The sequence below is a fragment of the Bradyrhizobium sp. SZCCHNS1022 genome, assembly GCF_032484835.1.
Lineage (GTDB): Bacteria > Pseudomonadota > Alphaproteobacteria > Rhizobiales > Xanthobacteraceae > Bradyrhizobium.
Genome location: NZ_JAUETT010000004.1, coordinates 466,659 through 478,439 on the forward strand (window position 1 = coordinate 466,659; position 11,781 = coordinate 478,439).

General features: G+C 63.4%; 14 protein-coding genes. 10 read left to right on the plus strand and 4 right to left on the minus strand.

Features of this window, described 5'->3' with window-relative positions; genetic code table 11:
- Nucleotides 1-113 precede the first annotated feature (113 nt).
- The 3 genes from QX071_RS24950 to QX071_RS24960 all read left to right on the plus strand — a co-directional run bounded on the left by QX071_RS24950 (nucleotide 114) and on the right by QX071_RS24960 (nucleotide 1,986).
- Nucleotides 114-1,019 carry an ABC transporter ATP-binding protein gene (locus tag QX071_RS24950; RefSeq protein ID WP_315706059.1) on the plus strand — a complete coding sequence of 302 codons (906 nt, stop codon included), beginning with the start codon at nucleotides 114-116 and terminating at the stop codon, nucleotides 1,017-1,019.
- A gap of 23 nt (nucleotides 1,020-1,042) precedes the next feature.
- The gene (gene cynS / locus QX071_RS24955) at nucleotides 1,043-1,531 is read left to right on the plus strand and encodes a cyanase (protein WP_315706058.1); all 489 of its coding nucleotides are present in this window, start codon (nucleotides 1,043-1,045) and stop codon (nucleotides 1,529-1,531) included.
- A 92-nt stretch (nucleotides 1,532-1,623) separates the two neighbouring features.
- The gene (locus QX071_RS24960; protein WP_315706057.1) at nucleotides 1,624-1,986 is read left to right on the plus strand and encodes a gamma-glutamylcyclotransferase family protein; all 363 of its coding nucleotides are present in this window, start codon (nucleotides 1,624-1,626) and stop codon (nucleotides 1,984-1,986) included.
- Between the two features lie 70 nt (nucleotides 1,987-2,056).
- Here QX071_RS24960 and QX071_RS24965 read toward each other — a convergent pair whose 3' ends face one another.
- On the minus strand, nucleotides 2,057-2,380 hold the full coding sequence (locus tag QX071_RS24965; protein WP_315706056.1) for a DUF1476 domain-containing protein: 324 nt from the start codon (nucleotides 2,378-2,380) through the stop codon (nucleotides 2,057-2,059).
- A gap of 330 nt (nucleotides 2,381-2,710) precedes the next feature.
- Here QX071_RS24965 and purC point away from each other — a divergent pair, with 330 nt between their 5' ends.
- The 4 genes from purC to QX071_RS24985 all read left to right on the plus strand — a co-directional run bounded on the left by purC (nucleotide 2,711) and on the right by QX071_RS24985 (nucleotide 6,023).
- Entirely contained in the window at nucleotides 2,711-3,478 is a 768-nt protein-coding gene (gene purC / locus QX071_RS24970; protein WP_016843454.1) for a phosphoribosylaminoimidazolesuccinocarboxamide synthase, read from the plus strand.
- Between the two features lie 11 nt (nucleotides 3,479-3,489).
- A complete protein-coding gene (gene purS, locus QX071_RS24975) occupies nucleotides 3,490-3,732 on the plus strand; it encodes a phosphoribosylformylglycinamidine synthase subunit PurS (RefSeq protein WP_315706343.1) in 243 nt (80 codons plus the stop codon).
- 84 nt (nucleotides 3,733-3,816) lie between these two features.
- Complete coding sequence (gene purQ / locus QX071_RS24980) at nucleotides 3,817-4,518, plus strand: phosphoribosylformylglycinamidine synthase subunit PurQ (RefSeq protein WP_315706055.1); 702 nt, start codon at nucleotides 3,817-3,819, stop codon at nucleotides 4,516-4,518.
- Nucleotides 4,519-4,634: 116 nt separating this feature from the next.
- Nucleotides 4,635-6,023 (plus strand): DUF1236 domain-containing protein, encoded by a 1,389-nt coding sequence (locus tag QX071_RS24985; RefSeq protein ID WP_315728574.1) that lies wholly within the window; start codon nucleotides 4,635-4,637, stop codon nucleotides 6,021-6,023.
- A 102-nt stretch (nucleotides 6,024-6,125) separates the two neighbouring features.
- On the opposite strand, the gene QX071_RS24990 is transcribed toward QX071_RS24985, so the two are convergent.
- The gene (locus QX071_RS24990; protein WP_315706342.1) at nucleotides 6,126-6,608 is read right to left on the minus strand and encodes a PaaI family thioesterase; all 483 of its coding nucleotides are present in this window, start codon (nucleotides 6,606-6,608) and stop codon (nucleotides 6,126-6,128) included.
- A 214-nt stretch (nucleotides 6,609-6,822) separates the two neighbouring features.
- On the opposite strand from QX071_RS24990, the gene purL reads away from it, so the two are divergent.
- On the plus strand, nucleotides 6,823-9,033 hold the full coding sequence (gene purL, locus QX071_RS24995) for a phosphoribosylformylglycinamidine synthase subunit PurL (RefSeq protein ID WP_315706341.1): 2,211 nt from the start codon (nucleotides 6,823-6,825) through the stop codon (nucleotides 9,031-9,033).
- A 154-nt stretch (nucleotides 9,034-9,187) separates the two neighbouring features.
- Here the strand turns inward: purL and QX071_RS25000 are convergent, their stop codons facing one another.
- Nucleotides 9,188-10,384, minus strand: a complete 1,197-nt coding sequence (locus QX071_RS25000; RefSeq protein ID WP_315706053.1) for an acyltransferase — start codon at nucleotides 10,382-10,384, stop codon at nucleotides 9,188-9,190.
- A 276-nt stretch (nucleotides 10,385-10,660) separates the two neighbouring features.
- Here QX071_RS25000 and QX071_RS25005 point away from each other — a divergent pair, with 276 nt between their 5' ends.
- On the plus strand, nucleotides 10,661-10,834 hold the full coding sequence (locus QX071_RS25005) for a DUF1328 domain-containing protein (RefSeq protein WP_315706052.1): 174 nt from the start codon (nucleotides 10,661-10,663) through the stop codon (nucleotides 10,832-10,834).
- A 74-nt stretch (nucleotides 10,835-10,908) separates the two neighbouring features.
- On the opposite strand, the gene QX071_RS25010 is transcribed toward QX071_RS25005, so the two are convergent.
- Complete coding sequence (locus QX071_RS25010; protein WP_315706051.1) at nucleotides 10,909-11,271, minus strand: DUF427 domain-containing protein; 363 nt, start codon at nucleotides 11,269-11,271, stop codon at nucleotides 10,909-10,911.
- 262 nt (nucleotides 11,272-11,533) lie between these two features.
- Here QX071_RS25010 and QX071_RS25015 point away from each other — a divergent pair, with 262 nt between their 5' ends.
- Nucleotides 11,534-11,770 (plus strand): BolA family transcriptional regulator, encoded by a 237-nt coding sequence (locus tag QX071_RS25015; RefSeq protein WP_315706050.1) that lies wholly within the window; start codon nucleotides 11,534-11,536, stop codon nucleotides 11,768-11,770.
- The last annotated feature ends 11 nt before the right edge of the window (nucleotides 11,771-11,781 follow it).

Consider the following 11,781-nt stretch of genomic DNA (forward strand, 5'->3'; position numbering starts at 1 on the left):
GGGTGGGGGTGCCTCAGGCGCGAGTCTTTGTGGGGGACCCCCCTCCCTGACCTCGAGAGCGAGCTTCGCTCGCCTCGGACCCCGCAAGGGGGGAGGGAACGGTGAGGCCTGCCATGACTGACAAATTCATCTCCATCGAGGGCATCGCCAAGCGCTACGATGGCGCGCGCAGCACGACGATCTTCGAGAACCTGTGGCTTGCGGTGGCGCGCGGCGAGTTCGTCTGCGTGATCGGTCATTCCGGCTGCGGCAAGACCACGGTGCTCAACATCCTCGCCGGTCTCGACAGTCCGAGCGAAGGCGCCGTGATCGTCGACGGCCAGGCCATCGAGGGGCCGAGCCTCGATCGCGCCGTGATCTTCCAGAGCCATGCGCTCTTGCCTTGGCGCAGCGTGCTCGGCAACGTTGCCTATGCCGTCAGCTCGAAATGGCGCAAATGGGATCGCGCCAAGGTCAAGGCCCATGCGCAAGGCTTCATCGATCTCGTCGGCCTGTCCGGCTCCGAGCACAAGCGCCCATCAGAGCTGTCGGGCGGCATGAAGCAGCGCGTCGGCATCGCGCGGGCGCTGTCGATCACGCCGAAGATCATGCTGATGGACGAGCCGTTCTCGGCGCTGGATGCGCTGACCCGCGGCACATTGCAGGACGAGGTCCGCCGCATCTGTCTGGAGACCGGACAGACCGTGTTCATGATCACCCATGACGTGGATGAAGCGATCTATCTCGCCGACAAGATCGTGCTGATGACCAACGGTCCGGGGGCGGTGCTGGCGGAGATCGTCGAGAACCCGCTGCCGAAAGAGCGCTTGCGCGGGGATCTGCATCGCCATCCGCTTTACTACGGCGTGCGCAACCACATCATCGATTTCCTGGTGAGCCGCAGCAAGACGTTCACCGCCGATACACCCGACCATGACCCGCGCAAGGTGCCGCTGGTGCGGATCGGCCGCACCGAGCCGACGATCGTGAGTGCGCCAAAGTCAGTCGAGACCGGCTCGGCACAGGCCAGAGCCGGCTAGCCTTCAAGCCAGGGAGACTAAACATGAAACGATCCGACCTCACCGAGAAGCTGCTCGACATCAAGCGCGAGAAGGGATGGAGCTGGAAATATATCTGCGAAAAGATCGGCGGTTATTCCGAGGTGCTGATCGTCGGCGCCATTCTCGGCCAGATGAAGCTGACCAAGCCGCAAGCGGCCAATGCCGGCGAGCTGTTCGGCCTCTCGAAAAGCGAGATCGCGATGCTGAACGAGACGCCGATGCGCGGCGAGGGCGTGCAGATGCCGCCGACCGATCCCTTGATCTATCGCTTCTACGAGCTCGTGATGATCAACGGCCCGGCCTGGAAGGAGCTGATCCAGGAGGAGTTCGGTGACGGCATCATGTCGGCGATCGACTTCGACATGGTGATGGAGCGGCTGCCGAATCCGAAAGGCGATCGCGTCAAGATCTCGATGTCGGGCAAGTTCCTGCCGTACAAATATTACGGCGCCAGCGGCAACGTGCCGGAATACGGTTTCAAGGAAGAGTAGAGTAGTGAATGGCGAGTAGCGAGTAGGACAGAAGGCCGATTTGCCGCTCGCCAGTCACCCGCTTCAGCTATATGTCTAAGCTTTGATATGACATGGCGGGAGCGGGCGTGACAGTCGCGAAGGAAGTATTCCTGTTCTCTTATGGCACGCTGCAACTGGAGAGTGTCCAATTAGCGTCTTTCGGTAGGCTTCTTGTCGGACGCCCCGATACAATGCCGGGCTTCAGTAAGAGCATGGTTGAGATCACAGATCCTGATGTGATCGCCAAGAGTGGTGAGCGATTTCATCCGATCGTTGTTCCGACGGGCAATCCGAACGACGAGGTGGATGGGACCGTGTTCGAAATCACCCCATCCGAATTGCTCGCGGCGGACCAGTACGAGGTCGCCGATTACAAGCGCGTGACGGTGGGGCTGCGCTCAGGTCTTCAAGCCTGGGTGTACATCAAGGCTTAGGCGATCGGTGCGGAGTGAGTGGCAAATAGTGAATTGCCCTGTTCGCCACTCACGATTCGCTATTCGCCCTTCACTGTCCCGCCTTCACCTGCGCGACCGCCTCGGCCAAGAGTTCGCTCATCTTGGCGCGGATGTCGGTCTCGGTCACCGCAGCGCCCTTGGCGGTGAGGTCCCCCAGCACCTTGCGCAGCACGTCGGTATCGCCGGCTTCCTCGAAATCGGCGGCCACGACCTCCTTGGCATAGGCCTCGGCGTCGGCGCCGTTCTTGCCGAGCTTTTCGGCCGCCCATAGCCCGAGCAGCTTGTTGCGGCGGGCCTCAGCCTTGAATTTGAGTTCTTCGTCGTGGGCGAACTGCCTTTCGAAGGCTTCTTCGCGCTTGTCGAATGTGGTCATAGCCGGAAGTTCCAGTGTTGCCGAAAAGGAGCCGGAGCGGCGGTTGCGGGCAGGTGTCCGCGTGCCTAAATAATTGGAACACCTTGCCAACACAATGCCAAGGCGAAGCCATCTCAACCGGCAAGACGCCGCAGGGAAGAATGGTAAAACTCCGTCCCGCCGGCCCGGATCGATTGTGCTCGGGGAGCCAATCAGATAGGTTTCCCCCAGGCCCGGTTCTTGTTCTGTTTCCATCAGGTCCAGGCCTTCGCGGCAGCTCCGTCGTGGTCCTGTCCAAAATCGTCCGGAGCCCACCTGTTCATGGATTTTAACAAAACACGGTACATCCCAATGAGCCGCCGGCGTCGCATTTATGAAGGTAAGGCGAAGGTCCTGTACGAAGGTCCGGAGCCGGGTACCCTGATCCAGCACTTCAAGGACGATGCGACCGCCTTCAATGCCAAGAAACATCAGGTGATCGAGGGGAAGGGCGTCCTCAACAACCGGATTTCGGAGTACCTGTTTCAGCACCTCAACGACATCGGGGTGCCGACCCACTTCATCCGCCGTCTCAACATGCGCGAGCAGCTGATTCGGGAAGTCGAGATCGTGCCGCTCGAAGTCGTCGTGCGCAACGTGGCGGCGGGCTCGCTGTCGCAGCGCCTCGGCATCGAAGAGGGCACCCAGCTGCCGCGCTCGATCATCGAGTTCTATTACAAGAACGACCAGCTCAACGATCCCATGGTCTCCGAGGAGCACATCACGGCGTTCGGCTGGGCGACCCCGCAGGAGATCGACGACATCATGGCGCTCGCCATCAGGGTCAACGATTTCTTAACCGGGCTTTTCCTCGGCATCGGCATTCGGCTGGTCGACTTCAAGATGGAATGCGGCCGCCTGTTCGAGAACGAGATGATGCGCATCATCGTCGCCGACGAGATCTCCCCGGATTCGTGCCGGCTGTGGGACATCAAGTCGAACGAGAAGCTCGACAAGGATCGCTTCCGTCGCGATCTCGGCGGGTTATTGGAGGCCTATACCGAAGTCGCCAAGCGGCTGGGCATCCTGATCGAAAACGAGCGGCCGGCCGGCTCCGGCCCGGTACTGGTGAAGAGCTGAAGGTGAGTGACGTGAAAGCGCGTGTCACGGTGACGTTGAAATCCGGCATCCTCGATCCGCAAGGAAAGGCGATCGAGGGGGCCTTGAAGTCGCTCGGCGTCGATGGCGTTGCCAGCGTCCGGCAGGGCAAGGTGTTCGACATCGAGCTCGCCGGTGCCGACAAGGCCAAGGCAGAAGCTGCGCTGAAGGCCGCGGCCGACAAGCTGCTCGCCAACACGGTGATCGAGAATTACCGGGTGGAGCTGTTGGGGTAGGCGTCCTCCGCCCTCTCCCGAGCGACATTTGGACCACGCTCTCCCACAAGGAGAGAGGCTAAGCACACAGGGCCAGTTGAGGCTATGAAATCCGCCGTCCTCGTCTTCCCCGGCATCAATCGCGAGCGCGACATGGCGCGCACGCTGCGCCTGATCTCCGGCCATGAGCCGGCGATGGTCTGGCACGCGGAGAGTTCGCTGCCGAAGGGCACCGACCTCGTGGTGGTGCCAGGCGGCTTCTCCTATGGCGATTATCTGCGCTGTGGCGCGATCGCGGCCCGCGCGCCTGTCATGGATGCGGTGCGCGACTTCGCCGCCAAGGGCGGGCTCGTGCTCGGCGTCTGCAACGGCTTCCAGATCCTCTGCGAGTCCGGCCTGTTGCCGGGCGTGCTGATGCGCAATGAGAAGCTTAAGTTCATCTGCAAGGACGTGCATCTGCGCGTCGAGCGCTCGGATTCGCCGTTCACGCGCGGCTACAACGCCGGGCAAGTGATCCGTGTCCCGGTCGCTCATGGCGAGGGCAACTACGAAGCGGATGAAGAGACGTTGAAGCGTCTCGAAGGCGATGGCCGCATTCTCTATCGCTACTGCTCGCCGGAAGGCGCGGTCGATGCGGATGCCAACATCAATGGCGCGGCACATTCGATCGCCGGCATCGTCAACGAGAACGGGAATGTGCTCGGCATGATGCCGCATCCCGAGAATCACGTCGAAGACATCATGGGCTGCACCGACGGCCGTGGTCTCTTCGCGGGCCTCGTGGCCCATCTCGACCGCGCGGCGTAACGCGTCCGGCGAAATCGTTCCTTAAATTTTTGCAGCGGTCGCGCGCAACGGCGTGCGGCCCGTGGCGTTGTATGCCCGTTCCACGGGGCAGGGGAACCCCAGGAGGAGGTTCACCCATGACGACGACATCGAAATATTGGCTTGGCACTGCGGCCATCGCGCTGGCGCTGGCGACCGGCTCGGGCGTAGCTCTCGCCCAGAGCCAACCTGACATGAAGCACGAGGGCGCACGCACCGAGCAGCCCTCGACATCTCACGAGGCGAGCCGTCCGGGCAGCGAAGCCAAGGGTTCTGCTGCCGGCGAACGCTCGGGCGCCGCCGAGCGCGCCGGCTCTGAGATGAAGCAGAGCGCGCAGGACCAGCGGCGCGGGGAAGGCGGCGCATCGTCCGGCCGTGAGCAGGCTGAAGAGCGACACTCCCGCGACAGCAAGCAGACCGTCGGCCAAGGCGCGGCGCAGTCCGATAAGGCCGGATCGAATGCGGCGCAGTCTGAAAAGAGCGAGCGTTCGCCATCCTCCAGCGCTCAGCGCGACCAGCACGAAGGCCGCGACGCCAAGGAGGCGACGGAGACCAAGCGGCAGCAGGGCCAGAGGGACGAGCGCAAGGGCGAGAACCGTGCCGCCGAAACCGGCAAATCCAGCCAGCCGAACCAGCCGCAGGACCGTGAGGCCGATCGTCACGACCGCAATGCCACCGGCGCCGCGCAGCAGAGCCAGGAGCAGCGCAAGGCTCCCGATCGCGCCGCGGAGAAGCAGGGCACCGAGCGCAACAACCAGGCGACGACCCAGTCGAATCGCCCGGACAACAACGCCGCCGCGCAGCAGCCAATGCCTCGCGGCAGCTCGACGGCGCAGCAGAATGCGCAGCCTGGACAGGCGACCGGCCAGGCTCAGAACCAAAACCAGAACCAGCCCGACCGCAACGGCTCGCGCATGTCGGCCTCGGTGAATGACCAGCAGCGCACGCAGGTGGTCGACCGGCTGCGCCGCGACCGCGATCTCGACCAGGCGCGGACCGATATCAACATCAACGTCAATGTCGGTGAGCGCCTGCCGGAGCGGGTGCGGCCGCGTCCGCTGCCGGCTGATATCGTGTCCATCGTGCCCGAATATCGCGATTACGAGTACACCGTGGTTCACGACGAGATCGCAATCGTCGATCCGCGCAGCCGCGAGATCGTCGATGTCATTCCGGAGCGCGGCGTCAGCGCCGACAGCGGCTATGGCTACGCGTACAGCGGCGGCCGCTCGCGGATCGTGCTCTCGGACGAGCAGCGCCAGATCCTGCGCCGCGCTTCAGGCGAGTCGACCACGGTGGGCACGGCCTCATCATCGTCCTCCGGGTCGAACTGCTTGACCTTGCGGCGTGTGCCGGACGAGCTCGCCCAAAGCAACCCGGAGCTGGCTTCCTATCAGTACGTCGCGATCGGTGATCAGTTCGTGCTGGTCGACCCGCAAAATCAGAAGGTCGTTCAGGTGATCGATCCGCAGCAGCAACAGCAGTAAGCGGTCGCAGGCTACGACCGGAAGCGCGGCTTGATCGCGCTTCCGGTAGATTCGTGCTCAAGCCCCCCAGACAGGGCGAGGAAGCTCGTCGGTATCTCCGTACTAAGGCGAACTGACCGTCTCCGGCGTCCGGCGCTTGACCCGCTTGATGGTGCCGGAGAACGAGAACAGCGGCCGCGTGCCGGACTTCAGCATGCCGCGCAAAAAGATCAGCGAGGCGCCGGCGCGGGTGACCTCGCCGGTCGCCTCGACCAGCTCGCCCTCGCGGGCGGCATCGAGGAATTCGGAAGCAAATGAGACGGTTACGCCCGGACCTTGCAGGATCGGTGCAGCGAAAGCGAACAGGCAATAGTCCGCGAATGTCATCAAGCAGCCGCCGTGGACGTTGCCGGCGCCGTTGAGGTGCTTCCTCTCGACCCGGAACGCACAGCGAATCGAGCCGTCGTCCTCCATCCGGTGCCAGAACGGCCCGGTATGGCTCTCATAGCTGTCGCGCAGCCAAGTGCGCCAGCCGGCGAATTCGCCTTCGGTGGCGACATGGAGGCCGGGACGGTTGTCGAAGGCGGATCGGGCGAGGTCGTGCACGGGCAAGGGCCTTTAACTGCTGGTTTGCCGTCTTAAATCCGATTGACCGCCGATCTGCAAATCGGTGGACCGGTCGGCGGGGTAAAGCTCTGGACAGGGCGGAATAGGGCCGTAAAAGGCCTTTTCCGGCCCGGCCGATGTTTCTATGAACGCAACTGACGCCCCCGATCCCGGTGGGATGGTCAAGGCGCGGTTTCCGCGAGAATCCGACACGATGCACAGCAACGAACCGCAGATCACCCCCGAGATCGTCGCCGCCCACGGCCTGAAGCAGGACGAATATGAGCGCATCCTGCAGCTGATCGGGCGGGTCCCGACCTTCACCGAGCTCGGCATCTTCTCGGCGATGTGGAACGAGCACTGCTCGTACAAGTCATCGCGCATCCATCTGCGCGGGCTGCCGACCAAGGCGCCCTGGGTGATCCAGGGCCCGGGCGAGAACGCCGGCGTGATCGACATCGGCGACGGCCAGGCGGTCGTGTTCAAGATGGAGAGCCACAACCATCCGAGCTACATCGAGCCCTACCAGGGCGCGACCACCGGGGTCGGCGGCATCCTGCGCGACGTCTTCACGATGGGCGCCCGCCCGATCGCTTGTCTCAATGCGCTGTCTTTCGGCGCGCCGGAGCATCCCAAGACGCGGCACCTCGTGTCCGGTGTGGTCGCGGGCATCGGTGGCTACGGCAATTCCTTCGGCGTGCCGACGGTCGGCGGCCAGATGCGCTTCCACACCCGCTACGACGGCAACATCCTGGTCAACGCGATGGCGGTCGGCCTCGCCGAGGCCGACAAGATCTTCTATGCGGCGGCCTCCGGCGTGAACATGCCGATCGTCTATCTCGGCTCCAAGACCGGCCGCGACGGCATCCACGGCGCCTCGATGGCCTCGGCCGAGTTTGACGATGCCTCGGAAGAGAAGCGGCCGACCGTGCAGGTCGGCGATCCCTTTGCCGAGAAGCTCCTGCTGGAGGCTTGCCTGGAGATCATGGCGGCCGATTGCGTGATCGCGATCCAGGACATGGGCGCGGCGGGCCTGACCTGCTCGGCGGTGGAGATGGGCGCCAAGGGCGATCTCGGCGTCGACCTCGACCTCGATGCGGTGCCGACCCGCGAGATCGGCATGAGCGCCTATGAGATGATGCTCTCGGAAAGCCAGGAGCGCATGCTCATGGTGCTGAAGCCGGAGAAAGAAAAGGAGGCGGAAGCGATCTTCCGCAAATGGGGGCTCGACTTCGCCGTGGTCGGCTATACCACGCCGAGCAAGCGCTTCATCGTCAAGCATGGCGGCGACGTGATGGCCGACCTGCCGATCAAGGAGCTGGGCGACGAGGCGCCGCTCTATGATCGGCCGCATGTCGCTTCGCCGGCGCTGCCGGTGATTCATGCCCGCGACGTCAAGGCGCCGATGGACATCATTCCGGCGCTGGAGAAGCTGCTCGCAACGCCTGACCTGTGCTCCAAGCGCTGGGTGTGGGAGCAGTATGACCACGTCATCCTCGGCAACACGGTGCAGCGGCCGGGCGGCGATGCCGCCGTGGTCCGCGTGCAGGAGGGGCCGAAGGGCTTGGCGCTGACCGTCGACGTCACGCCGCGCTATTGCGAGGCCGACCCGTTCGAGGGCGGCAAGCAGGCGGTGGCGGAAGCCTGGCGCAACATCACCGCGGTCGGCGGCCGGCCGCTCGCCATCACCGACAACCTCAATTTCGGCAATCCGGAACGGCCTGAGATCATGGGGCAGTTCGTCGGCTGCCTGAAGGGCATTTCGGAGGCCTGCCGCACGCTCGACTTCCCGGTCGTGTCCGGCAACGTGTCGCTCTACAACGAGACCAACGGCAGGGCGATCCTGCCGACGCCTTCGATCGGCGGCGTCGGCCTCCTCGACGACTTCACCAAATCGGCGACGCTTGCGTTCAAAACGGAAGGCGAGGCGATCCTGCTGGTGGGCGAGACCCATGGCTGGCTCGGCCAATCGGTCTACTTGCGCGAGCTCTGTGGTCGCGAGGAGGGCGCGCCGCCGCCGGTCGATCTCGACGCCGAGAAACGTAATGGCGATGTGGTTCGCGGCATGATCCATGCGGGCACTGCGACTGCTGTGCATGATCTGTCCGATGGCGGACTTCTCGTTGCGATTGCCGAGATGGCGATGGCATCGGGCATCGGCGCGCGGCTGTTGGCTGCATCCGGCGCGATCGTGCCGCACGCCTATTGGTTCGGCGAGGACCAGGCTCGCTACCTCGTCACGGTGCCGGAGAGTGAGGCGGGCCGGGTGCTTGCGAAGATGCGCGGCTGCGGCATTCCCTGCGTCAGGATCGGCACCACCGGCGGCGACGCCATCGCGATCGCCGGCGAGGCCTCGGTCGCGGTCGAAGCGTTGAAGACGCGGTTCGAGAACTGGTTGCCGGCCTACATGAGCGGCGAGCTGTAGGGGGCATTGCCTGCTCGTCGTCCCGGCCAAGCGAAGCGCGAGCCGGGAGCCAACTCCCAGGCCGGAGTTGGCTTACGCGCTGGTCGAAGATCGCGGGGACGACAGCGGTATTTGTTCGTCGTGCGCAATCTCGCTCTTGTGATTGCGGATCGCTCTACAACACGCTGTTTGCACCGGGAATCTGCCGCAGCGCCCGCGTCGCGCCCCAGCTCAGCAGCAGCGTGCCGACAAAGGCGATCGTAGCCTTGACGATCGCTGGCAGGTGGAAGTCGAACAGCCAGTATTGGATCCACAATACGAACGGATAATGCACCAGGAAGATGCCGTAGGCGTCGGCCTGCATGCGATCGAGCACGGAGAATTCCGAGCGCCGATTGTTCAGGAAGTAGGCGAGAATGCAGAACATCATGCCGGCGCTGAACACCGCAAAGAACAGGCCGTAGCTTGCTTCATACCAGTCGGGCTGGTCCGGAGGATTGCCCAGCACCTCGCGCTTGATCGCGATCAGGCCCCATAGCAGGCAATACGGGATCAGCGTGGCGATGATCCAGCGCGGCAGCCCGTCTTGCGAGAGCTGGCCATCGGCGCCCAGCACGCCGCGCTCGAAATTGGCCGCTCCAATGCCGGCTCCAACGTAGAAATAGGCCGCATAGAGCAGTACACGGCTCGTCTGCACCGAAAAAGGGCCGAATTCGAACCATTCGTTTGGACCGAAATAGACCCGCGAGGGGACATAGACGATTGCGGTGAGGGCGACCAGGAACAGGAAGACGGTGCGCGGCCGGTCGAAGCCGCGCAGCGATAGCCGGTTGATCGGATCGAGCAGGTTCGGCGACAGCTGATGGAGCAAGCAAGCCGAGAGATCGAAGGCGAGCAGCACCCAGACGAACCAGACCGGGCCGCTTGGCCATGGGCCAATCGTGACGGTGGTCCACCAGAAGGCGGAAAAGCTTGTGCCGGGATTGGCGCGCAATTCGATCGCATAATAGGCGAGCGGGATGATGGTCAGGGTGGCGATGGCGAAAGGCAGGCCGAGCCGCAACAGGCGATCGCGCAAGAAGACATGCGGCGCCTTGTGCTTCAGTCCCGGCCACACGAACAGCCCCGACAGGAAGAAGAACATCGCCATGAAGAAACTGTCTGTGGCGAGCACGATGCAGTCGAACCCTATGAACGAGCTCGGGTCCGTGTGTCCGAAATAGGTGTAGGGGATGACACTGTGGTGCAGCACGACCACGATGGTCAGGAACGTGCGCGCGTGGTCGAGCGCGGCATTGCGCGCCCTGGTGTGCGGCAGCGTTTGGAGTTCCACCTTTCCAGCCGCAGCGGATTGCGAAACCGAGATGACCATGCGAGCCCGCCCCCCTGATGCCCTGATTCCGCAACCTGCAAATGAGCTTGCCGAGCGAACTTCGGAATCGAAGCACTCGATCCATGTTGTCGGTTGCACTGCAAATGGCAAGGGCAGCGCACCATGTTGCTCAGTCTGTCTTGCGGAAACACCCCCGTTCCGGCGGCGGCTGGCGCTCGCTCTCCGCGCATTCGCTGGAACTGTCTCCAACCCTCCTCGTTAATCACGTGGACTGCGCCGCTGCGGCGCACAATTCACTACTGGGAGGATTGGACCGTGACACTTCTGAGATGGGCGCTGCTCTTCTTCGTGATCTCGGTGGTCGCCGGCATTCTCGGCTTCACCGGAATCTCGGCGGCTTCCGCCGACATCGCGCGCATTCTGTTCTACATCTTCCTCGTGATCTTCCTGGTGCTCTTGGTCCTCGGACTTACGGTCTTCAGGGTATAGCGTTGTGTGCCGATACCGTTGGCCCTCCGGCGTCCGGTGCCTTCGCGCCAGACGCTGGAGGCTGAACGATGGAGTCAGCCGGCCACTTCCTCGATCCTGACCCTGTCCGGGTAGAACGCCAGATAGCCCGAGATCTCGGCCATGGCCGGGAACGGCGTCTCATACGTCCAGATCGCATTATCCAGCGTCTTGCCGTCTGCGGCGACGCTGAAATAACTGGCGTCGCCCTTGTACGGACAATGCGTTACACGCTCGGTGCGCTGAAGCAGCTCCATCTTGGTGTCCGCGCGTGGCACATACTGGACGGCGGGATAGCTTGCCTCCTTCAAGGTCAGCGCCTTCGTGGTGTCGGCGATCACCACGCCGTCGGCTATGACGCGCACCCGGTTCGGATTCGCGGTAATCGTGATCGGATGATCTGGTCCCGGGAGTTTCATGACGGGTTGGCCTCCAAATCGCCGCAGGCAAGCAAGTCGCCGCAGGCAAAATAAGTCGCTCCGGAGAAAATCCGCCGCAGATCATGCGGTCTGCTCGTCCCCGGCGCTGTGGTGGTTATATAGGCACTTGAGAGGTGACGCTGGAAGCGGTTCGGGCTAAATTTCCGCATCACGGTCGCGCGAGAGGGCCTTGATTCGCGCCGCTCAATCGGCACGAATGAGCGCGACGATCGATTGGCTCAACTGAAGGAGACAAACTGGGATGCCGATGGATGCCCGCGATATCGAAGCGATGATCAAGGCTGCGATCCCTGATGCCGAGGTGACGATCCGCGATCTCGCCGGCGATGGCGACCATTATGCGGCGACCGTCATTTCCGAATCCTTCCGGGGCAAGTCCCGTGTCCAGCAACACCAGGTCGTCTATCAGTCCCTGCGCGGGCAGATGGGCGGTGTTCTGCACGCGCTGGCGCTCCAGACCGGCGTGCCGGAGCGCTGAAACCGGCCGCT

Excerpts from the sequence above, each read along its gene's own strand:
- QX071_RS24950 (WP_315706059.1), top strand. The coding sequence starts at position 114 with ATGACTGACAAATTCATCTCCATCGAGGGCATCGCCAAGCGCTACGAT.
- cynS (WP_315706058.1), top strand. The coding sequence starts at position 1,043 with ATGAAACGATCCGACCTCACCGAGAAGCTGCTCGACATCAAGCGCGAG.
- QX071_RS24960 (WP_315706057.1), top strand. The coding sequence starts at position 1,624 with ATGGCGGGAGCGGGCGTGACAGTCGCGAAGGAAGTATTCCTGTTCTCT.
- QX071_RS24965 (WP_315706056.1), bottom strand. The coding sequence starts at position 2,380 with ATGACCACATTCGACAAGCGCGAAGAAGCCTTCGAAAGGCAGTTCGCC.
- purC (WP_016843454.1), top strand. The coding sequence starts at position 2,711 with ATGAGCCGCCGGCGTCGCATTTATGAAGGTAAGGCGAAGGTCCTGTAC.
- purQ (WP_315706055.1), top strand. The coding sequence starts at position 3,817 with ATGAAATCCGCCGTCCTCGTCTTCCCCGGCATCAATCGCGAGCGCGAC.
- QX071_RS24985 (WP_315728574.1), top strand. The coding sequence starts at position 4,635 with ATGACGACGACATCGAAATATTGGCTTGGCACTGCGGCCATCGCGCTG.
- purL (WP_315706341.1), top strand. The coding sequence starts at position 6,823 with ATGCACAGCAACGAACCGCAGATCACCCCCGAGATCGTCGCCGCCCAC.
- QX071_RS25000 (WP_315706053.1), bottom strand. The coding sequence starts at position 10,384 with ATGGTCATCTCGGTTTCGCAATCCGCTGCGGCTGGAAAGGTGGAACTC.
- QX071_RS25010 (WP_315706051.1), bottom strand. The coding sequence starts at position 11,271 with ATGAAACTCCCGGGACCAGATCATCCGATCACGATTACCGCGAATCCG.
- QX071_RS25015 (WP_315706050.1), top strand. The coding sequence starts at position 11,534 with ATGCCGATGGATGCCCGCGATATCGAAGCGATGATCAAGGCTGCGATC.